Genomic DNA, 19,620 nt, shown 5'->3' with positions numbered 1-19,620 from the left:
TGCCAAGGTCCATACGGGCTTGTAGCTCAGTTGGTTAGAGCACTGTGCTGATAACGCAGGGGTCACAGGTTCGAATCCTGTCAAGCCCACTACCCAGTTCGATCTGGGGATGTAGCTCAGTGGGAGAGCAGCGCGTTTGCAACGCGAAGGTCGCGGGTTCAAATCCCGCCATCTCCACTGAGTTCGTGTGAAGTTTTGGAGTAAAGAAAAATTTGTTAAACAGTTCGCAGACATAAAGCCAGAAAAGCGCCGCAATGTTTAAAGGTCGAAGTTTTCCGACCCGGCGGTGTGTGCCGGGTCGAACTGTCTCTAAAATCTGAATATTGTTGAAGGGTGACCGATGCCCTTGATGAATAAAATAAGATCAAGCGCGTCGTTCACTGGTCAACCGGTGAGTTGCACCTTAAAAACTGAATAGTGACTGAAAGATAATATCCTCAAATATCAAGAAATATTTGTAGGCCGAAAGCAAGTAATGAAGAGTAATAAATTCTCCGCATCACGTGGAGAAGCTACTAAGGGCTTTCGGTGAATGCCTTGGCGCCAAATGCCGATGAAGGACGTGGGACACTGCGATAAGCCCCTGGGGAGCCGTGTACAGGCTGCGATCCGGGGATGTCCGAATGAGGAAACTCGCTCGAGCGAACCTCGAGCATCCTCCTACTGAACACATAAGTTGGAGGAAGGTAACCCAGGGAACTGAAACATCTAAGTACCTGGAGGAAAAGAAAATATTCTCCTAGTAGTGGCGAGCGAACGGGGAACAGCTCAAACCGTCCGTGCTTGCACGGGCGGGGTTGTAGGGTCTGGCATATGGAAGTTACAAAACAGTCAGTTAGCGGAAAGGTGTGGGAAAGCCTGCCAAAGAGGGTAAGAGCCCCGTATGCGAAAACTGATTGTCTTCCGCCAGATACCTGAGTACTGCCGGGCACGCTAATCCGGCAGGAATCTGGGGAGTCCACTCTCCAAAGCTAAATACATTTGGCGACCGATAGTGAACAAGTACCGTGAGGGAAAGGTGAAAAGTACGGCTGTTAGCCGAGTGAAATAGAATCTGAAACCGAAAGCCTACAAACAGTTGGAGGACTAACAGCGGGTTGAGCGCTGTAGAAATACAGATGTTCCCCGCTATGTCTGACAGCGTGCCTCTTGGAGAATGAGCCTGCGAGTTAATCTCAGTGGCTAGGTTAAGGGAGTGACACCCGAAGCCGTAGCGAAAGCGAGTCTGAATAGGGCGTACAGTCGCTGGGATTAGGCCCGAAACCGAGTGAGCTACCCATGGGCAGGGTGAAGCGAGTCTAAACGCTCGTGGAGGCCCGAACTTACTAATGTTGCAAAATTAGAAGATGACCTGTGGGTAGAGGTGATATGCCAAACGAACTCGGAGATAGCTGGTTCTCCCCGAAATAGCTTTAGGGCTAGCGTCATGCGTTTAATACTGGAGGTACAGCACTGAATGGGCTAAGGGGCTTACCGCTTACTGAACCCAATCAAACTCGGAATGCCAGTATTCCAGAGCATGGCAGTCGGACTACGGGAGATGAGTTTCGTGGTCGAAAGGGAAACAGCCCAGATCATCAGCTAAGGTCCCAAAATCTACACTAAGTGGGAAACGAGGTGAGGTTACTTGAACAACCAGGAGGTTGGCTTAGAAGCAGCCACCCTTTAAAAAGTGCGTAACAGCTTACTGGTCTAGTGACCTTGCGCGGAAAACTTAACGGGGCTAAGTGTAGTACCGAAGCTATGAGTCTCAGCATTTGCTGGGGCAGTAGGGGAGCGTTCCATCAGCGGTGAAGGTCGATCGATAAGGGCGACTGGAGCGGATGGAAGTGAGAATGCAGGCATGAGTAGCGTATAAACACGTGAGAACCGTGTTCGCCGTAAATCTAAGGTTTCCGACGCCAGGTCATTCCGCGTCGGGTTAGTCGGGTCCTTAGCCGAGGCCGAAAGGCGTAGGTGATGGACATCCGGTCAACATTCCGGAACCGCTCAGGACGAGTGATGGGGGGACGCAACGAGGTAGGCCAGCCTGCTATTGGATGCAGGTGCGATCTGTTTAGGCGTTGAGGCTGATTGGCAAATCCGTCAGCTGAGCTGAGACAAGAGCGAGCCGTAAGGCATAAGTGGTTGAGCCTTGTTGCCGAGAAAAGCCTCTAAACGTTGAATTCTGAGCGCCCGTACCGCAAACCGACACTGGTAGATGGGTAGAGTATACCAAGGCGAACGGGAGAACCCTTGTTAAGGAACTAGGCAACATGACCCCGTAACTTCGGGAGAAGGGGTACCTTCGAGCGTTCGGGTAACCAAAGCGCTTGAAGGTCGCAGTGAAATGGCTCTGGCGACTGTTTAACAAAAACACAGGTCTCTGCTAAGCCGTAAGGCGATGTATAGGGGCTGACGCGTGCCCAGTGCCGGAAGGTTAAGGGGAGAGGTTAGCGTAAGCGAAGCTTCGAACCGAAGCCCCGGTGAACGGCGGCCGTAACTATAACGGTCCTAAGGTAGCGAAATTCCTTGTCGGGTAAGTTCCGACCCGCACGAACCGCGTAACGATCAGAGCACTGTCTCAACAAGGGACCCGGTGAAGTTGAAATGGCTGTGAAGATGCGGCCTACCCGCAGCAGGACAAAAAGACCCCGTGGAGCTTTACTGCATCTTGGCATTGTATTTGGACATGATCTGTGTAGCATAGGTGGGAGGCTTTGAAGCTGGGGCGTTAGCCTCGGTGGAGCCATCAGTGAAATACCACCCTGATTATGTTTAGATCCTAACCCCATTCCGTCATCCGGATGGGGGACCGTGCCAGGTGGGCAGTTTGACTGGGGCGGTCGCCTCCTAAATGGTAACGGAGGCGCCCAAAGGTTCCCTCAGGTGGAATGGAAACCCACCACAGAGTGTAAAGGCATAAGGGAGCTTGACTGCAAGACCAACGCGTCGAGCAGATACGAAAGTAGGGCTTAGTGATCCCACGGTACCGAGTGGAAGGGCCGTGGCTTACCGGATAAAAGCTACCCCGGGGATAACAGGCTGGTGAGATCCAAGAGTTCACATCGACGATCTCGCTCGGCACCTCGATGTCGGCTCATCGCATCCTGGGGCTGGACAAGGTCCCAAGGGTCGGGCTGTTCGCCCGTTAAAGCGGTACGCGAGCTGGGTTCAGACCGTCGTGAGACAGGTCGGTCTCTATCCGCTGTGGGCGTAAGGGATTTGAGAGGAGCTGCTCCTAGTACGAGAGGACCGGAGTGGACTGACCTCTGGTGTGCCAGTTGTTCCGCCAGGAGCATTGCTGGGTAGCTACGTCGGGCAGAGATAACCGCTGAAAGCATCTAAGTGGGAAACTCGCCTCAAGATTAGATCCCTGTATTCTGGTTAACAGAGTAAGACCGCAGGTAGACCACCTGCTATATAGGCAACAAGTGTAAGCGCAGTAATGTGTTGAGCTAAGTTGTACTAATGGTCGAGGGCTGAATCCCGTGATGTGGAGAACTTATTACTCTTCCACGCAAATCTTATCAGTTACTGTTCAGCACTACCTTGTGAAATAGTCTCTTGGTGATTGGAGCGACGGGGGTACACCCGGTCACATCCCGAACCCGGCAGTTAAGTCCGTCAGCGCCGATGGTACTTGGAGGGCGACCTCCTGGGAGAGTAGGTCATTGCCAAGAGGCTTTTCTTAAAAAAGCACACGCGCAGTCTATCCAACTGCGCGTGTTTCATGTATAATTAATCTTGCAGTTCGGTTGACGGGCATAGCCCCGATTACAAAAGAGGAGCGTGAAGCGCACGGTTTGATCCAGCGATCATTTTGTCGTTTCTTATTTCTTGAAAGACCCTCAACCGACTCTGCATGTAAGCAGAGTTTTTTATTTTCATGCGGGAAGGAGGTGACTTCGTTTGGCATCCGTAAATCTTCGTAATGGCGAATCGCAAGACTCGCTGTTGAAACGCTTTCGCAAAAAGGTCGTCAAGAGCGGAGTGCTCAGCACCGTCCGCCGCAAACGCTGGTTCGTCTCCAAAAGCGAACAGCGCCGAATGGAAAAGAAAAAAGCGATCCGTCGCATCAAGCGGCGCACCTTCACCCGCGACGGCGAGTGAAACAAGTAGAAAGAGACACTATGGCTAAGGAAGAAGATAAAATTCGCGCCGAAGGACTTGTGATCGAGGCGCTGCCCGGCACCCAGTTCCGCGTGAGGCTCGATAACGGGCATGAAGTGCTCGCCTACCTCTCCGGTAAAATGCGTAAACACTACATTCGCATCCTGCTCGGAGACCGCGTCGCGATGGAAATGTCGCCGTATGATCTGACCCGCGCGCGCATCACGTTCCGCCAGCGCAAAAATGCGCCCATGCCTGTGCAAGAATAGCCATCCCTCCTTTTTCATTGATGGAACTGAAACGGCTCTCGAAGTTTCGAGAGCCGTTTTACATTTAATGCGGATGGACACAACGCTTCTTTCCACAAGTGCGGCTGGTTCGCCCTACCTCGCGCGGAGTTTGCTCCCGCACGCGCGGCAGAAGCGATCCCCGGCGACGGCGCGCGTGCCGCATTGGTGGCAATAGACTTCCTCTTGCGATTCATCCGTTTGGGAGCCTGCGCGTTTACCGCGTCGTTTTCGAGAGTTGGAGGAGTGCGATACATTCGATTGCAGGGATCGACGATACAAGATCAACACAAAACCGATCATAGCGATCCCGATCCCGCCGACAATCCATGGAAGATTGTCCACCGAAGTACGGCCCAACGTATCCTCGCCCAATGGCTCAGACGGTTGCACCTGGCTGACCGCGTTTGGAGAAGTAAGCGACTCTGTGTCTCGTCGATATTCCAGCTCCATTTGATAAGAATGTCCCATCTTCAGGCTGTTTTTGTTAACGGTAGCAATGAGGAACTGACCATCTTGCGAAGTCGCAAAGGTGTTGGCGGGATCGATCATAACCTCGCGGCTATCGACGGGAAGGCTTAGAGTCAGGCGGAACTCGTTTACTTGATAGTCGCCGAACCATTTGTAAATAAACGATCGTGTGTTCCCTTCACGCAACATGGGTTGATAATATTCAATGCGATACGGCGCGTAGGAATCCACATTCAACGCGATCGTTTGCCAGTCGCCTTGCTGGGTAGGCGTCTCAAAAGGAGCGTTAATCAACTGCCCGTTCACATTAGAAGCCACCGCGGTCAAGTTTCCCTCTTTTGGGAATCGCAACATCACTTGAGCCGGGAGCGGCGTTTCTGCCGACACGACAAATTCATTGATGATCAGCATGCTTGGCTGGTCGTATTCAGCCCATAGTTCAATGCTGAGAAAATCCAATTTGACCTCTCCCTGCGCGCGCGCTTTCGATGGAAAAGCAAGCAGAAGAGAGATGAGAAAAAAAGCATACCACTGTTTTATTTGAGACATGCAGACACCTCTCCCCGAATCTTACCATGTAAATCAATATCAATTCACTGTGGGCTCTGAAGCGAGCGCGTCAGTTGCCAGCACGCCCAGTTCATTGGTGTTTCGATATTACGTTTCTTCCCGATCTCGACCACCGCGCCGCAGATCGCGTCGATTTCCGTGGGCGCGTTGCGGAGCACATCCTGCAACATGGACGATTGATTTGCTGAAGTCTTGCGCGCCACCTCTTCCACCATCGCTACGGGATCGTTGAAGGGCAGTGTTATTTTTTCCGCGCGGGCAACTTCGGCGACTTCACTTGCTAATCTCGCCATCATCTCGCGCGCGGAAGGACGATTCAATAACTCGCCGTTTGGCACGCGGAGCAACGCGGTCAATGGGTTGATCGCCGCATTGATGACGAGTTTTCCCCACACCAACGATTGCGCGTCTTCGACGAGATGCACGTTGAATTTTGCCGAGAGCAATGCTGATTCGATAGGATCGAGTTTTTCATGACGTTGAATCGTGACAACTCCCTCGCCCCCGGCGCGCGCTAATCCCGGTGCTACGAGGGTTGCGCCGGTGGTTGTGCTTCCTAAGGCAACGCGGGAATGTTTAGCCACAGAGATCACAGAGTTCTTTGAGTTTTCTTCTCTTTTTTTCTCTGCGCTCTCTGTGGCTGATTTATTTAAAACTTGTGCGAGTGTTTCGTAATTGCCGATCCCGTTTTGGAGCGTGACCGCGAGTCCATCGTCCGCGAGACATTCTGAAAGTTGATTTGCGGTGCGTTCCGTTTGCCATGCTTTGACCAGCACGAGCGCGTGTTTCGCGCCAACACATTCACGCGGATCGTCCGTAGCGCGGACTTTGAACGCTGTTTCGTTTCCATTGGAATCAACGATCCGCGCGCCATCTTTTTGCAGGGACGCGATTCCCTCCTTCCATGTGCCGAGCATGGTGACGTTGTATCCCACCTGCGATAAACGCGCCGCGAACAGAGTTCCCAGCGCCCCAGTGCCGAGGATGAGGATATCGTTTGCCATGTTACGCAATACGCAGTACGCAATACGTTTTACTCCATACTGCGTACTGCGTGGTTTGTTGTTTTAGATGAGTTCCTTTTGCAAAGATTCCCACTCTTTGTCGTCCATCTCAACGGTGTGTTCCTGCGCGGGAAAGCGTTTCGATTCGACATCTTCGATGAAATCGCCGAACGCTTTTTGCATCTCGCTGTGAAAGTTCGCGTACTTCTTGACGAACTTCGGCGTGAAGCGGTCGAACAGACCGAGCAGGTCGTGCGTGACCAGCACTTGCCCGTCACAGCCTGCGCCCGCGCCGATTCCGATGGTGGGGATGGAAATCTTTTTGGAGATCAACTCCGCCAGCCGCGCAGGGACCGATTCAAGCACGATGGCGAAACAGCCCGCCCCTTCGAGAATGAGCGCATCTTCCACGAGTCGTTTCGCGGCGACGGCGGTCTTGCCTTGCGCGCGGAATCCGCCAAGTTGGTTGACCGACTGCGGCGTGAGTCCAAGATGCCCCATGACGGGAATCCCCGCGTTGACGATGGAGCGGATCGCATCCGCGCGTTCGCGTCCGCCCTCGAGTTTGACCGCGTCCATGCCGCCGTGCTGGAGGAAGCGTCCCGCGTTGCGCGTCGCCTCTTCGACGGACACTTGATACGACATGAACGGCATATCGCCGACGAGCAGGGCGGACTTTGCTCCGCGTGAGACGGCGCGGCAGTGATGGAGCATCTCCTCCATGGTGACGGGAAGCGTGTTTTCGTATCCCAGCACCACCATGCCGAGCGAATCGCCGACGAGAATGGAATCGACTCCCGCCTTGTCCATCGCCAGCGCGGTGGGATAGTCGTAGGCGGTGAGCATGGTGATGATCTCGCCGCGTTCCTTTTTCTGGCGATAGGTGAGCGTGGTGACTTTTTTGCGCGCGGTCGTTGCCGCGCTGGTGGAAATTGGTGTTGCAGACATGGTATCCTCCGAATAGGTAGGAGCCGTTTGGTGCGGTCGTCCCCTTGTCGCCGCGGTGGACAGGCTTGGGTAAATTTTGCCGTCGCGTTCACGCAAAGCGGATACGCGCGGTACTCGTATTATTCCACAAATCTCCTTTTTCGCCTATAATAAATTTATAAATAATGCTGAAGCCGCCGTCCTCGGCGGCGGGGACGCCGCCGAGAGCAAGGTAGATAATAGAGGAGAATTTCCATGAAACGCATGTTTGGCTTTTTGATCGGAATTTTTGTCGGCAGTCTCGTCGGTTCGACAATTGCGCTGTTGATGGCGCCTGAATCGGGCGAGGAACTGCGCGGGATGATCCGCGCGCGCGGCGAGAACTTCTTCAACGATGTGCGCCACGCGGCGGACGAACGACGCATCGAATTGCGTCACCAGTTAGAGTCCATGCGCGCGCCGAGGGGGGAATAGAACTTAAACAGACAGGGCACACGTGGACCCGCCTTACTCATACACGTGTTCGTAAAACCCCTCCGCCCTCTGCATATTTCTCCCATACTCTGCGCGTGATGAAATGATCTCTCGATTCAAGCCTGCGGATTTCTCCCGCAGGTTTTTGTTTTCGATGTACAATAAAGGCGAGGTGCAATATGACCTTTGCTCAACTTCTAACCGAAATTGACCGACTCTCAACTGACGAGAGACTGAAATTGATGGAAGCGTTAACTCGCTCCCTTCAAGTTGATATGCGTCCCTTGCGGAAATCGCGTAAGGGGTCGTCATTGAAACGCGTCCGAGGCGCGCTTCGCCTGCGAGGGGGCAAGGCCCCTACCGACCGGGAACTGCGTGACGAGTACGTCAATCGAGGTGTAATATGACCCTTCACGAACAAATCCAAGAACAAATTGCTAAACTGTCTCCTGAAAAACAGAACGAGGTGATGGATTTCATTTCTTTTCTGCAACAGCAAAGCCCGACGCGCGCATCTCGTAAGCGTCAGTCGTTGAAAAAACATCCTGCCTTCGGATCATGGCGCGGACGGAAAATAAACGCGCTGACGTATCAGAACACCCTTCGTGCTGAGTGAGATGTACAAATTAATTCGTAAGATGTAATTACGAATTACCAATTACTCTATTGTAAAACCCCTCCACCCTCTGCGTATTCCTCCCATGCTCTGCGCGTGACGAAATGATCTCCCGATTCAAACCTGCGGACTTCTCCCGCAGGTTTTTGTTTTCTACAGTTTTGATGGACATAGATTTTGAACCTCGTAATGCGACACGTGAAGCGTGTCGCTCTACCCACTTTGCAAAATATGACTCACCGCCGTAGACGCGGGTCTGCCCAGCGACTGCAATAACAGAGTGATTCTATTCTGAAATTGAGTTGCTTCTACCTTACCCTCGAAGCCTGTGCCGCCGTATCCATGTCCCGCCATACGCTTGCAGTCCACCAATTGTTGCCACAATTTGGATAAACCTTGTCGATATAACTGTGGGGTTGATTTATGTTATCAGCATCCCGAAATTTCTATGCTCGTTTTCCTTCTCAAGAGTCGAACTCTCAAATCCTATCAAAGTTTTACGCTGATTGGAAATGAGAGTCGTTAGCAGAAACTGCTTTGTATTCATCGGGTTGTCGTATGCAAAGTTTATCGACGCAACATTTTGTGTTGCTGTCCCTGCTTTGAAATGGAGATGAAATGAACCGCTATCAAAAACTCATGCTCGGTTTCTTGTTAATGATCTCGCTGGCGTGCGGTGGTTTGCAAATACAACCAGGCGCGCCATCAATGCCGACTTCGGATCCCGGCGCAATCAACACCTATATTGCCCAAACTGCGGAAGCGGCGTTCACACAGACCGCCAGCGCCGCGCCGCCAACCTTTACCCCCACCTCTACATCAACTTCAACGCCGACACTTGTGGTAACTGAAACTCCCCTGCCAACGATTTCTGTTCATATCGAACAGGCAAACCTTGACTCAAATTCCCTGCTCATCGTTGGTCAATTAATCGGAACGCTGGCTGAGACAGGTTATCGGAGCGTCGCAACGCTTAGCCTTTTTGATTCCCAGAAAAATAAACTTCTGGAGCAGGAAGCGCCTTGCGCCGAAACACCCAATGAAGCAGATAGACTCTGCATATTTAAATTTTCAATTCCAGAACTTCCAGCCGACTTTGCCAGTTACCAAATCATGGGACGAATCCAACTCGGTAACGGCTTGACCTTGACCGGCCAAATGGAAAGCGCGGTAGCGGGAGGGGAAACGCAGGCAAATGTCTCTGAAGGTAACTTGACACAAGTCCCCTCGCCATCGCCCCAGCCTGTTCAACCTGCGGTATTCATCTCGAAAAACAATGTTTCCATCTCTGCATCCTTTTCTTCTTCTTTTTATTATAGACCTGAAAATGGCTCGTTTTTACGCGCCACCGTAACCTATTACGGCGATCCCGTTTTAGCAAACGCTGCAAATCTCAAATTCTGCGCTTCCATCGTTGAACATCGGAAGTACGAATCGGGAAAAACCGCGCAAGTCGTCCTAACGGACGAATGCAAGGATGCGTACTTTTCAGAAGCTGACAAGCCGGCAAGCCTGTCCAACAATTATTTCTTCAAGCCTTCAGGCTATAGTTTTGTTTTGACCGACAGCCCCGATGGTCGTTATCAAATTTTAGACGTTCGCGCCGTGGTCACGTTGGAACAAAATCAGCAGGTGTTGGCAGCCTCGGAGCAGTCGCATCATCCCGTGCCTGTGCGCGTGGTTAATACTTCACTGTATTCCACGCAGGCGACCGCCACCGTTGAGATCATGGCTGGGCAAGGTCAAACATACGACCTTGCGCTCAGGGTCTATCAAGTTGAAGGAGATCCAGATGAAGTTTTCTGGAGTTCCCTCCTTTTCTTTATCCCTTGCATTGTACCGGGAATTTGCGATGACCAAAAGATGATTGGCGAATCTTCCCAACCAATCGAACTCACACCCGGCGAGAAGGTGACAATTTCCACCAGTAACTCCATCGCCCCAGTTTCTGAAGAAGGAAATGTCATTACAGGATATGAAATGGTCGTCTATTTTGAAAATATTATGATTGGTAGAACTCTACCCGAATAAATCTGAACGCTGATCGCGCAGAAAACGCAGATTTTCTTTTCTTGAATCAGCGAAATCAGCGTTTTTCAGCGCCCAAAAAATATTTTGTTTATTACGGATAAGGTCTAACATTGAACCACGCAACTTGACATTCATGTCGCGCTATGCTCTTTGCAAGATATGACTCACTGCCGTTGATGCGGGTCCGCCAAGGGATTGGATCAACGCGGTCTTCGCATTCGGGATTTGATTCGCTTCGCCCTCACCTCGAAGCTGGGCCACCGCATCCACAGCCTGATACACGCCTGAGGCGCCGCCCGCGAAGCCGCGCGCTTTCATTCCGCCCATTGTTGCACACGGGATTTTTCCCTTCAACCCGATTTCATTGTCTGCGGCAAGTTTCCATCCCTTACCTTTGATAGCGAATCCCACCGCTTCGAGTTGTAACGCGGCGTAGACGCTGAATATGTCGTGATACTCAAACAAGTCAATGTCATCCAACACCGCGCCGACTTGTTTCATCGCCTTGCCAGCGGAGATTTGCGCGGTGTCGAAGTACAGCATGTCTTTGCGATCATGCAATGCAAGCGTATCCGATGAAGAAGCCGAGCCAGCGATTTTCACCAGAGGATGTGAGAAATTGTTTGGCAATAACTCTTGGCGGGTCAATACAACTGCCGCCGCGCCGTCTGCGTTGGGAGCCATGTCGAACATGTTGAGCGGATCGCTGACCATTTCGGCTTTAGCGTAAGTCTCGGGCTTGATGGCTTTGCGGAACATCGCGTGTTTATTTGCGACTCCGTTCGCGTGGGCGGTCAATGCAAAACCAGCGAACCCGTCTTTGGGGACATCGTACTCGTGCATGTAGCGTTTCATCAACAATGCGGCTTGCGCGGCGGGAGTCATCCCCTGCACCGACTCGAAATCCGCGTCCCCTGTGGTGGCGAGAGCCGCGTCCACGCCTGAGCCGACTTTATCTGTAAACTTCTCCACGCCGACGACGAGCGCGACATCCACCAATCCACTTTTGACGGCGAGATAGCCTTGCCGCAACGCCGCGCCGCCTGATGCGCCCGCGGCTTCGATGGTCACGGCTTCGATGCCGAGCAAGCCCGCGTAATCCGCGATCAACACGCCGAGATGCGCCTGATTGGAAAGATTCGGCGCGAGCATATTGCCGACGAATAACGATTGCGGTTTCAATCCGCCCGAATCTTTGACGGCTTCTTGAATGGCGGCAAAGGCAAGGTCGCGCAGACCAATGTCCCAATGCTCGCCGACTTCTGTTTGTCCGATACCTGCGATGATGACTTCTGTCATGTTGTGTTATCTCACTTTGAAGTAAAAAGAAATTCTGCGGGTTCATCAGACGGATAGGCGACCGATGACGGTCCGATGAGTTGCAAGTTGCTGTCTTTTGGCGCTTCCATGCGCAACGTCACGGGATAGTCAACGCCGCCGGGGATGGTGATGAAGGCATAGCCTGTTTTGTCGGTCAAGCCGCCGGTTTCGAATCCGCCCTGAAGTGTAACAATCAGAGTCGCATTCTCTATGGGCGTATCTTCCGAGTCGATTACACCGTTACCATTGACATCGAGATATGCGTAACCCGAAAAAAAGGCATCTACGATGGGTCGGATATCCGGTGTTGGCGTGGGGGAGAGGAAGGTACAGCCCATGATGAACAACAAAAGAATGAGCATGGCGGCGAGTTTGCCGAGTTGTGTTTGTCTGAATTGGGCGATGATGATATTTGTCATATATGCGCTCCGTTGGACACGTAGACAGGCACACAGGGAAACACATTTCTCGCGGTCTTGTGTACCTGTCTACGTGTGTACTTGTTTACTTCATCGCTAGCTTCCCGCGGAAACGGACATACGTTGCGTAATCAATCTCTGTTCGGCGCTTGACGTACTCTTGTGTCTTCGTGGCGAGGCTGGCGCGGAGCGGGGCGTTGTCAGTGACGGAAATGTCGAAGGCGTCGGAACCAGCTCCACTTCCGAAAGAGACGACGAGAATCCGATCGCCAGGCTGGGCGATGTCGAGAGTCGCAGTGAGTCCGATCATCGCCGCGCCCGCGTACGTATTCCCGATCACAGGGACGAGAAGCCCAGGTTCGATCTGATCCATCGAGAAGCCGAGACCCGATGCGACGCGTTGCGGAAATTTTGTGTTGGGCTGGTGGAAGACCGCCCACTTGTAATCTTTGGCGGTCGTGCCGCTGGCTTCCATCAGATGCGTGGCGGCTTCGCTGACGTGTTTGAAATAGGCGGGTTCGCCCGTGAAGCGCATGCCGTGTTCGGGATATTTCGCGTCGGAGCGCCGCCAGAAATCGGGCGTGTCGGTGACGTACGAATACGAGGCGTTGATGACCGCCAGCGATTCTTCGGCGGGACCGAGAATGTACGCGCCGCCGCCCGCGCCTGCGGTGTACTCGAGCGCGTCGCCTGGCTTGCCTTGCGCGGTGTCCATGCCGATCGCCATCGCGTACTTGCCCATGCCCGAGCCGACCAAGCCCATCGCGGCGACGAGCGCTTCGGTGCCTGCCTTGCAAGCGAATTCCCAATCGGCGGCTTGCGTGTTGGGGACCGCGCCAATCGCCTCAGCGACCAAGGTGGAGGTTGGCTTCACCGCATACGGGTGGGACTCGCTCCCGACCCAGACCGCCCGCAATTCAGTCGGGTCAATTTGCGCGCGTTTCATCGCGTTGCGCGCCGCTTCAATGGACATGGTGATGACGTCTTCATCCAGCCCAGGGACGGCTTTCTCTTTGATGGGGAGTCCGCCTTTGCCGCCCGTCCATACGCGCGCGACTTCTTTTGCGGGCAGACGATAGCGCGGCACGTATGCGCCGTAGCCAATGATGCCAACGGGTTTGGCTGGTTTGAGGAGGGTGGGGGGGTGAGGGTGAGGGGAGGTCATTTATGCGCCTTCTTGAATTCAATTTGAGTTATATCCAAATTGCCTTGATAATAAAACCTTTTTCCAATAGGTTTCTCTTTCAATAATAAATTCATCTGTCGAATGTGTGTCGGCAATTTCAAGAACAGAATATTGGAAATTACTAGCGTAATCAATACTTTTTTCTTGAATCAATTCTCTGAGTTCGCTGTTGCCACCATGTCCTGTTTTGGCGTAACTTTCCCATCTTTGCCAAAGTCCATCATTACCAGTTGCACTTCCAATATACAATTTCCCCGAAAGGATGTCAGAGATTAAGTATATTCCTTTGACACTAGATAAAGCAGATTTCCAAGATGGCTCTTGTTGCCCGACAATTACTTTTAATTGTCGATGCGAAAGAATAACTTTGTTGTATCCAGGAAAATCCCCGATTGAGATTGGTGTTGGTTTGATTTCAACAAGCTCTAAATGCTTTCCGTATTTATGCCCCCAAACATATGAAGCTCTTCCCTCGCGTTTATAGTGAATAATTGCTCTGCCAATTAAATCATCTTGATTGGGCAGAAGTTGTGTGTTGTAGCGAAAAGAAGCTCTTGTTCCTTTTCCAACGCTAAGTATTTTGTAAATGCCAGCAAATAACCATGTGTCCCTTTCAATATTAATTAAACTGAGAACGTAATCACATTCAAAGTTCTTGTTAGACTGCTCTTCCTGCCATTCTTTGAATTTTCCCTCTAGAAATGCGTCAATCGGAGGGTATTCTTTTCCTGTAGCGAGGTGAATTTTGTAATTATCAAGTGGAAGATTCTTTGTCTTAAGTATTTCAATCAAACTAAGCATAATTCATCCAGTAATTTTATATTTATTTCACATACCAAAACTTTGACGTCAAGCCTGCGGGGTTGACCTCATCCCTGCCCCTCTCGCTTCGACACGCTCAGCGCGGCGCCTAAAGGAGAGGGGGAAGGCGTTTGAACAAATCAATCTTCTTCATCCTGTGCTTCCATCCAATTGGCGATTTTTTTCAACACGATTTTCAAATCGCGTTTGACATTGCCAGTCAATGGCGATTCGTAGACTTTACCATTTTCATCATGGAAGTGGTGGGGAGCAGTGGTGAGATGTTCGTAATGAGGTGAATTGTCCCAACGTAGGAGAGGGACAGTAGTAAACAATTGATAGGCGTAATCCAGCGATTCGGGTTCGATATGAATCCAGATTTGCAGAGTGTGGTCTTTGGATAGTTGACTGCGGAGCTTGGCTTCCAATCTGCCCGAAGGAGTCTCATCGTAGTTGACGACGCGCGTACTTTGAATCAGATCGTTTCCTTGCAATATCTCCAAAACATCGTCAACGATTTTGCTCATGGCGCAATTCCTGATAGGTCTTTTGCCAGTCCGTCAACATGGAGCGGGCGGACTTCCACGCCAACCAGTCATCTTCCTGCTGAGGTGTGGCTTTCCCTTTCAGGCGCGCGCTGAATTTGCCGAAGTCTACCCCATATTTGTTTTCCATTTTTCGGATTCGGCGGCGATAGTAACTCATCTTGCTTTGCACAGTGACAATTGCCATATCCCAAAGCGCATCTTCCACGGTGGAAAAGCGTTTTGAAGCAACCAGCGAATTCGCAACTTTGTTTAATACCGAATATGGAGATTGATGTAATGTCATTCTTGCTCCTTTTGACGAATTATACTCTTTTAGAAATTGCACGTACCAAAACTTTGACGTCAAACTGAAAGACCTGACAGGCCTACTCTAAAGAGTACTTCGTCCGCGAGAGGGTGGTGGGTTGCGACCTGAGTCCGCGTGAGGGTTGTGGTTGGTATTGGCGCGGATGAGACACTTCGACAAGCTCAGTGCGCCGCCTATCAGGTCTGGAACGAGATATACCAAAACTCCGAAGTCAAACCTGCCTGCCTGAAAACATCCGCAACCTGCTGAATGCTTCGCCCATGATACTCCAGCAACAGGCGGTTGTGATACCAAAGTTTGGACAGTTTCCACACTTGGTTGATCGTGAGAACTTCTCCGCGAGCGAGATTGGTTCGTATGCACCACTTGTCAATCCATTCTTCCGACTGGAAGAGAAGCATCGTTGTTCAGGTGAAGACGAGGTCGTCGTACCAGTGAGAAAAAGAAAGTGGAAAGTGGACGAGTAGCATGTCACTCTGAGGGAGCGTTCGCCGCGACCGAAGAGTCTCGGTTTGTTGTGGTAGAGACCCTTCGCTATCGCTCAGGGTGACATAACCATTTTTGACTTCCATTTTCACCTCCTTACCACTCTCCGTGCAAACGGCTTCGATGACCGCGTCCGTGTGTAGCGCGGCGGGGATGCCGAGCATGTCCCAGGCGCAGTTGGCGTAATACGTCTTGCCGTTGGCGTGGACTTTGAAATCCGTGGGAATGCCTGAAAACGGATTCGCCATGCGGACGCTCATGGAGTCCAAGTCAAGGAAGAAAGAGTGGCGGTTGTGGAGTTCCTTGTAGTAGTCGGTCGCTTCTTTGGGGGAGATGTTGAAGTGACGCGCGGCTTCGTCCACGCTTGGCGGCTTGGTCGTATCCGCGAAATGTTGGTAGACGAAGTGGCGGATTTGCCAGAGAGCAGAGTCGTTCATATCAGATTCCTGCAAATGCCAGCAATGCTCCAAACGCGTAAATGAAGACGACATAACCCGCGAGAAAAATAAATCCCTTCATCCTCGTTGATGAGTTGAGTGAGACGATCTGCCAGCCCGCAATCCCTGCGGGGATGGAAGAGACGACAATGCTGACAAGATTGATCGCGCTCGCTGGCAGATTGATTCTCGACGCCGTTCCCAGCATGAGAATGGTCAACCTGCCGAACAACTCGAGGTTCAACGCCAACTTGTAAAGGAGAGTCGAGTTGTAATCCAAAAACTTGAGCGGTAAAAGGATAACCAGAAAAAGAAAAATGCCGATCAGCGCGCCCACAAAAGGACGCTGGATGCGCCAGAACGCGCTTTCATCTTCCTTCCCTTCGCCATACTCAGGGCGGCGCTTTCCTCTTTCTACCATTTACTTTCCACTTTCCATCGTCTTCAATATCTCTTTCGCGCGCTCAATTCTCACAATTCTTTCCTCCGCCATTTGACTCGCAACTCGCTCGATCAATTCTCCGTTCGCGCCCGCCGCGATGGCAACCTGCCTCGCGTGAAGCGACATGTGTCCGCGCTGGATGCCTTCGGTGGCGAGGGCGCGCAATGCCGCCATATTTTGAGCGAGACCGACAGAAACGATGATCTCAGCCAGTTCGCCAGCGGATTTCACGTTCATCAACTTGATTGCGGCTTGCGCGGCAGGGTGGACCTTGGTCGCCCCGCCGACGATTCCCACCGCCAGCGGCATTTCGAGTTCGCCAACTAAATTTCCATCTTTATCTTTCGACCAAGTAGATAATGAAGTGTACTTGCCTGAACGAGCCGCGTAAGCGTGCGCGCCCGCTTCGATGGCGCGCCAGTCGTTGCCCGTTGCGATCACGACGGGGTCAACCCCGTTCATGATTCCTTTGTTGTGAGTCGCGGCGCGGTACGAGTCTGCGGCGGCGAAGGCGTACGCGGCGATGATGCCATCTCGAACTTCTTCACCGCTGAAGCGCAAGATATCATCTTGCGCTACGATCTCTAACTCATTGACGGGAATCACACACGTCGCTTTTGCCATGCGTTTATCGGTGAGGTTCGAGAGAATCTTCAAATGCGCGCGCCCGCCTGTGATCTCTTCGATTTTTGGCGCGAGTCGCTCGCACGCCGTATTGACCGCGTTCGCGCCCATCGCATCGCGCACGTCGTAGATTAAATGGATGACGAGAAATTTCCCGATGGGGGATTCTTCGATGATGCGGACTTCCAAATCCCTCGCGCCTCCGCCTCTGGACTTTAGGCTTGACTCGGCGGCGTCAACGTACGTCAACAGTTCGGCTTTTTTCGCCAATACCCGCTCAGCGGCTTGGCTCAACTCTTCGACATCCAACACCTGCAACTGACCGATCATGAGAGGTTCGGTTGCTTCGGCGGTGAATCCGCCGTTTGCGCGGGCGAGTTTCGCCATGAACGACGCGCCCGCAATCACCGATGGCTCTTCTATTACCATAGGCACAAGCACATCGCGTCCATTGACCATGAAGTTGAGCGCGATGCCGAGGGGCAGGGAGAAGGTCCCAAGCGCGTTTTCGACCATGTGCGAGGCAATGTCGGGGGCGAGGGGGCTGGTAAGCCGAATCAGTTCGCCCGGCGAAAGAGGCGAAGCATCCGCTAGTTTGGCGCGGCGCTCTTCGAGAGTCAAGTTGTAAAAGCCGGGGATGCGTGAAGTCGTCATGGGCGAGTTTGCATATTGTAGTCTGGTTGGCTCGCAAAATCTATCATGTTTTATGAGATAATCCGAACATGTTACTTACCCGCGAACAATTACAGGAAAGGCTGATCGCCCTGCATCAAGCCAGCCTTGAGTTGGTGAAGGATAATTCTCTTGAGCATTTGTTGGAACGGATCGCGGCAGTTGCTTGCGAGCAGGCAGGCGCGCGTTATGCCGCGTTGGGCGTGCTGAATGACGATGGCGAACTTGTCCAGTTTGTTTCTGTGGGGATGACCGAAGAGCAGGTTGCGCTGATTCCGCATCAGCCGCGTGGGAAGGGGTTGGTGGGTGAATTGATGAATCGGGAAGAGCCGTTGCGCGTTCCGGTCATTCAAGAGCATCCGCGCTCGGTGGGTTTCCCTGTGAATCATCCGCACATGGTCTCGTTTTTGGGCGTTCCGATACGCGCCGGCGACGTTCAGTTGGGTCAACTTTATCTGACAGAGAAGGTGAATGCTTCGGAGTTCACCTCAGATGATGAGAAAATCATCCAAATGCTGGCTACCTATGCGGCGGCGGCGATCCAAAACGTCCGCATAATGGAGCAGATGCGGGAGCGCGACCTGGCGTTGACCCGCCGCAATGTGGATATGTCTCTGCTGAACGGTATCGCCTCAACCCTGACCTCGAGTTTGGAACTGGATGAGATTTTGAATCAGACCCTCGCGCTTGTGATGAACTATATGAAGGTGGAAGCGGGCGAGATTTTTCTTTTGACGGAGGATCAGGTTACTCTGCGCATGGTTTTGCATCGTGGGCAAGCCGCGGAGGCGTTTTGGATGCGGAATCAATTCCGAATGGGGGAGGGGTATATCGGCATGGTTGCCCAAACCCGTAAGCCAATGATTAGCGCGCGCCTTGAAGATGATGTTCTTTTTGTGCGTGAAGCCGTCGTGCGGGCAGGATTCCATCAGATGATCTGTATTCCCCTGCTTGCCGGTGAGAATTTGATGGGCGTGATGAGCGTTGCCACTCAAGCCAAAGACGCTATCGACAATCGGATCGTTGAGATGATGGCGGCGGTTGGTGCGTGGGCTGGCTTGGCGATTGAAAATGCGCGCCTGCATACCGATGCGCGGCGCCTGGCGGTGCTGGAAGAGCGCGATCGCATCGGCATGGACCTGCATGATGGGGTCATTCAATCCATTTATGGGCTGGGATTATCGCTAGAAAACGTGCTACTCTCATTAAATGAAGACTCAACAGACGCAAAAGCGCGCGTTCAAGGCGCGATAGACGGCTTGAATCAAGTGATCCGCGATTTGAGAGCGTATATTTTGGATCTTAAACCGAGGCAAATGGGCGACGATGGGTTGATAGGCGGTATTCAACGGCTGATTGCCGAGTTCAAAGCTCATACATTCACCGAGGTTCAACTTACTTATACTGAAAAAGGTTTGAAAAACCTGTCCGAATCGCATTCTCTTGCCTTATTTCACCTCTGTCAGGAGGCTTTAGCGAATGCGGCGAAGCATGCAAAAGCGAAAAACGTTCATATCTCGCTCTGGAGAACGAAAGACCGCGTGCTGATGGAGTTGCGCGACGATGGAATTGGCTTCGATATGGAGCATGTCAACATCAGTATCGGTCATGGGCTTGCCAACATGCAGACGCGCGTGCAATCGGTGGGCGGTGATGTTGAAATATCATCGCATTTGAATGATGGAACAACGATATTAGCATGGGTGCCGCGCCATCCGCGCGGTTGAATCGGGCAAATCGCTGAATCTTTAACGTTGAATCTCAAAATCTTGCGTCTCGTTCGGCGCATGTGAAAATGTATTCAACATGCGTTCTTTAACAACCACCAGCATATCAGCAACATCATGGGTAAAACAGCCAACCCGACCCCATATATGGGGGTGTGGATAACTCTGTAGTGCGCGCA

Annotated in this window: 21 protein-coding genes, 2 tRNA genes and 2 rRNA genes; 10 read left to right on the top strand and 15 right to left on the bottom strand. The window is 52.1% G+C overall.

All coding sequences use genetic code 11. From position 1 onward, the window contains the following. Window positions 1-15: 15 nt before the first annotated feature. The 6 genes from IPM31_00920 to infA all read left to right on the top strand — a co-directional run bounded on the left by IPM31_00920 (window position 16) and on the right by infA (window position 4,361). Window positions 16-89 (top strand) — tRNA-Ile (locus tag IPM31_00920). Window positions 90-105: 16 nt separating this feature from the next. After that, window positions 106-177: transfer RNA gene (locus IPM31_00915), tRNA-Ala, on the top strand. A 331-nt stretch (window positions 178-508) separates the two neighbouring features. Further along, window positions 509-3,470: ribosomal RNA gene (locus IPM31_00910) — 23S ribosomal RNA — on the top strand. 75 nt (window positions 3,471-3,545) lie between these two features. Continuing rightward, a 5S ribosomal RNA gene (gene rrf, locus IPM31_00905) occupies window positions 3,546-3,662 on the top strand. 229 nt (window positions 3,663-3,891) lie between these two features. Next, window positions 3,892-4,092 (top strand): 30S ribosomal protein S21, encoded by a 201-nt coding sequence (gene rpsU / locus IPM31_00900; protein MBK9005530.1) that lies wholly within the window; start codon window positions 3,892-3,894, stop codon window positions 4,090-4,092. Between the two features lie 20 nt (window positions 4,093-4,112). Further along, a complete protein-coding gene (infA, locus tag IPM31_00895; GenBank protein ID MBK9005529.1) occupies window positions 4,113-4,361 on the top strand; it encodes a translation initiation factor IF-1 in 249 nt (82 codons plus the stop codon). A gap of 114 nt (window positions 4,362-4,475) precedes the next feature. Here infA and IPM31_00890 read toward each other — a convergent pair whose 3' ends face one another. The 3 genes from IPM31_00890 to panB form a co-directional block, all read right to left on the bottom strand. Further along, window positions 4,476-5,399: a hypothetical protein gene (locus tag IPM31_00890; GenBank protein ID MBK9005528.1), complete on the bottom strand. Its 924-nt coding sequence runs from the start codon at window positions 5,397-5,399 to the stop codon at window positions 4,476-4,478. Between the two features lie 44 nt (window positions 5,400-5,443). Continuing rightward, the gene (locus tag IPM31_00885; GenBank protein ID MBK9005527.1) at window positions 5,444-6,424 is read right to left on the bottom strand and encodes a 2-dehydropantoate 2-reductase; all 981 of its coding nucleotides are present in this window, start codon (window positions 6,422-6,424) and stop codon (window positions 5,444-5,446) included. A 63-nt stretch (window positions 6,425-6,487) separates the two neighbouring features. Further along, window positions 6,488-7,372, bottom strand: a complete 885-nt coding sequence (panB, locus tag IPM31_00880) for a 3-methyl-2-oxobutanoate hydroxymethyltransferase (protein MBK9005526.1) — start codon at window positions 7,370-7,372, stop codon at window positions 6,488-6,490. A 234-nt stretch (window positions 7,373-7,606) separates the two neighbouring features. Between panB and IPM31_00875 the strand changes: the two genes are divergently transcribed. After that, window positions 7,607-7,825, top strand: a complete 219-nt coding sequence (locus IPM31_00875) for a YtxH domain-containing protein (GenBank protein ID MBK9005525.1) — start codon at window positions 7,607-7,609, stop codon at window positions 7,823-7,825. A gap of 403 nt (window positions 7,826-8,228) precedes the next feature. Next, window positions 8,229-8,441, top strand: coding sequence for a DUF2281 domain-containing protein (locus tag IPM31_00870; protein ID MBK9005524.1), 213 nt, complete (start codon window positions 8,229-8,231; stop codon window positions 8,439-8,441). A gap of 213 nt (window positions 8,442-8,654) precedes the next feature. Here the strand turns inward: IPM31_00870 and IPM31_00865 are convergent, their stop codons facing one another. Beyond that, window positions 8,655-8,825 carry a hypothetical protein gene (locus IPM31_00865; GenBank protein MBK9005523.1) on the bottom strand — a complete coding sequence of 57 codons (171 nt, stop codon included), beginning with the start codon at window positions 8,823-8,825 and terminating at the stop codon, window positions 8,655-8,657. 234 nt (window positions 8,826-9,059) lie between these two features. Between IPM31_00865 and IPM31_00860 the strand changes: the two genes are divergently transcribed. Then, window positions 9,060-10,472: a hypothetical protein gene (locus tag IPM31_00860; GenBank protein ID MBK9005522.1), complete on the top strand. Its 1,413-nt coding sequence runs from the start codon at window positions 9,060-9,062 to the stop codon at window positions 10,470-10,472. Here IPM31_00860 and IPM31_00855 read toward each other — a convergent pair. From IPM31_00855 to IPM31_00805, 11 genes are all read right to left on the bottom strand, one after another. Beyond that, window positions 10,461-10,607, bottom strand: a complete 147-nt coding sequence (locus IPM31_00855; GenBank protein MBK9005521.1) for a hypothetical protein — start codon at window positions 10,605-10,607, stop codon at window positions 10,461-10,463. The two genes, IPM31_00860 and IPM31_00855, sit on opposite strands and share 12 nt — an antisense overlap. Before the next feature lie 6 nt (window positions 10,608-10,613). Beyond that, complete coding sequence (locus IPM31_00850; protein MBK9005520.1) at window positions 10,614-11,771, bottom strand: thiolase domain-containing protein; 1,158 nt, start codon at window positions 11,769-11,771, stop codon at window positions 10,614-10,616. A gap of 11 nt (window positions 11,772-11,782) precedes the next feature. Further along, entirely contained in the window at window positions 11,783-12,211 is a 429-nt protein-coding gene (locus tag IPM31_00845) for a hypothetical protein (protein ID MBK9005519.1), read from the bottom strand. An 85-nt stretch (window positions 12,212-12,296) separates the two neighbouring features. Next, a complete protein-coding gene (locus IPM31_00840; GenBank protein MBK9005518.1) occupies window positions 12,297-13,376 on the bottom strand; it encodes a hydroxymethylglutaryl-CoA synthase in 1,080 nt (359 codons plus the stop codon). A gap of 18 nt (window positions 13,377-13,394) precedes the next feature. After that, entirely contained in the window at window positions 13,395-14,198 is an 804-nt protein-coding gene (locus tag IPM31_00835) for a GIY-YIG nuclease family protein (GenBank protein ID MBK9005517.1), read from the bottom strand. Window positions 14,199-14,338: 140 nt separating this feature from the next. Further along, window positions 14,339-14,725, bottom strand: a complete 387-nt coding sequence (locus tag IPM31_00830) for a hypothetical protein (GenBank protein ID MBK9005516.1) — start codon at window positions 14,723-14,725, stop codon at window positions 14,339-14,341. Further along, window positions 14,709-15,029: a hypothetical protein gene (locus IPM31_00825; GenBank protein MBK9005515.1), complete on the bottom strand. Its 321-nt coding sequence runs from the start codon at window positions 15,027-15,029 to the stop codon at window positions 14,709-14,711. The genes IPM31_00830 and IPM31_00825 overlap by 17 nt, the downstream gene beginning before the upstream one ends. A 200-nt stretch (window positions 15,030-15,229) precedes the next feature. Next, window positions 15,230-15,454, bottom strand: coding sequence for a hypothetical protein (locus IPM31_00820; protein MBK9005514.1), 225 nt, complete (start codon window positions 15,452-15,454; stop codon window positions 15,230-15,232). 6 nt (window positions 15,455-15,460) lie between these two features. Next, window positions 15,461-15,976 carry a hypothetical protein gene (locus tag IPM31_00815; GenBank protein MBK9005513.1) on the bottom strand — a complete coding sequence of 172 codons (516 nt, stop codon included), beginning with the start codon at window positions 15,974-15,976 and terminating at the stop codon, window positions 15,461-15,463. A 1-nt stretch (window position 15,977) separates the two neighbouring features. Continuing rightward, window positions 15,978-16,397 (bottom strand): hypothetical protein, encoded by a 420-nt coding sequence (locus IPM31_00810; GenBank protein MBK9005512.1) that lies wholly within the window; start codon window positions 16,395-16,397, stop codon window positions 15,978-15,980. Continuing rightward, window positions 16,398-17,696: a hydroxymethylglutaryl-CoA reductase, degradative gene (locus tag IPM31_00805; protein ID MBK9005511.1), complete on the bottom strand. Its 1,299-nt coding sequence runs from the start codon at window positions 17,694-17,696 to the stop codon at window positions 16,398-16,400. A gap of 68 nt (window positions 17,697-17,764) precedes the next feature. Between IPM31_00805 and IPM31_00800 the strand changes: the two genes are divergently transcribed. Continuing rightward, window positions 17,765-19,441: a GAF domain-containing protein gene (locus tag IPM31_00800; protein MBK9005510.1), complete on the top strand. Its 1,677-nt coding sequence runs from the start codon at window positions 17,765-17,767 to the stop codon at window positions 19,439-19,441. Window positions 19,442-19,620 lie beyond the last annotated feature (179 nt).

Origin of the sequence: Candidatus Defluviilinea gracilis (assembly GCA_016716235.1) — a bacterium.
Lineage (GTDB): Bacteria > Chloroflexota > Anaerolineae > Anaerolineales > Villigracilaceae > Defluviilinea > Defluviilinea gracilis.
The sequence above is the reverse complement of the archived record's forward strand: the minus strand, read 5'-3'. Positions and strand labels throughout refer to the sequence as shown.

Bases quoted from the DNA above. Each gene is read 5' to 3' on its own strand.
- infA (MBK9005529.1), top strand. From the start codon at position 4,113: ATGGCTAAGGAAGAAGATAAAATTCGCGCCGAAGGACTTGTGATCGAG.
- IPM31_00890 (MBK9005528.1), bottom strand. From the start codon at position 5,399: ATGTCTCAAATAAAACAGTGGTATGCTTTTTTTCTCATCTCTCTTCTG.
- IPM31_00885 (MBK9005527.1), bottom strand. From the start codon at position 6,424: ATGGCAAACGATATCCTCATCCTCGGCACTGGGGCGCTGGGAACTCTG.
- panB (MBK9005526.1), bottom strand. From the start codon at position 7,372: ATGTCTGCAACACCAATTTCCACCAGCGCGGCAACGACCGCGCGCAAA.
- IPM31_00875 (MBK9005525.1), top strand. From the start codon at position 7,607: ATGAAACGCATGTTTGGCTTTTTGATCGGAATTTTTGTCGGCAGTCTC.
- IPM31_00870 (MBK9005524.1), top strand. From the start codon at position 8,229: ATGACCCTTCACGAACAAATCCAAGAACAAATTGCTAAACTGTCTCCT.
- IPM31_00860 (MBK9005522.1), top strand. From the start codon at position 9,060: ATGAACCGCTATCAAAAACTCATGCTCGGTTTCTTGTTAATGATCTCG.
- IPM31_00855 (MBK9005521.1), bottom strand. From the start codon at position 10,607: ATGAATGTCAAGTTGCGTGGTTCAATGTTAGACCTTATCCGTAATAAA.
- IPM31_00850 (MBK9005520.1), bottom strand. From the start codon at position 11,771: ATGACAGAAGTCATCATCGCAGGTATCGGACAAACAGAAGTCGGCGAG.
- IPM31_00845 (MBK9005519.1), bottom strand. From the start codon at position 12,211: ATGACAAATATCATCATCGCCCAATTCAGACAAACACAACTCGGCAAA.
- IPM31_00840 (MBK9005518.1), bottom strand. From the start codon at position 13,376: ATGACCTCCCCTCACCCTCACCCCCCCACCCTCCTCAAACCAGCCAAA.
- IPM31_00835 (MBK9005517.1), bottom strand. From the start codon at position 14,198: ATGCTTAGTTTGATTGAAATACTTAAGACAAAGAATCTTCCACTTGAT.
- IPM31_00830 (MBK9005516.1), bottom strand. From the start codon at position 14,725: ATGAGCAAAATCGTTGACGATGTTTTGGAGATATTGCAAGGAAACGAT.
- IPM31_00825 (MBK9005515.1), bottom strand. From the start codon at position 15,029: ATGACATTACATCAATCTCCATATTCGGTATTAAACAAAGTTGCGAAT.
- IPM31_00820 (MBK9005514.1), bottom strand. From the start codon at position 15,454: ATGCTTCTCTTCCAGTCGGAAGAATGGATTGACAAGTGGTGCATACGA.
- IPM31_00815 (MBK9005513.1), bottom strand. From the start codon at position 15,976: ATGAACGACTCTGCTCTCTGGCAAATCCGCCACTTCGTCTACCAACAT.
- IPM31_00810 (MBK9005512.1), bottom strand. From the start codon at position 16,397: ATGGTAGAAAGAGGAAAGCGCCGCCCTGAGTATGGCGAAGGGAAGGAA.
- IPM31_00805 (MBK9005511.1), bottom strand. From the start codon at position 17,696: ATGACGACTTCACGCATCCCCGGCTTTTACAACTTGACTCTCGAAGAG.
- IPM31_00800 (MBK9005510.1), top strand. From the start codon at position 17,765: ATGTTACTTACCCGCGAACAATTACAGGAAAGGCTGATCGCCCTGCAT.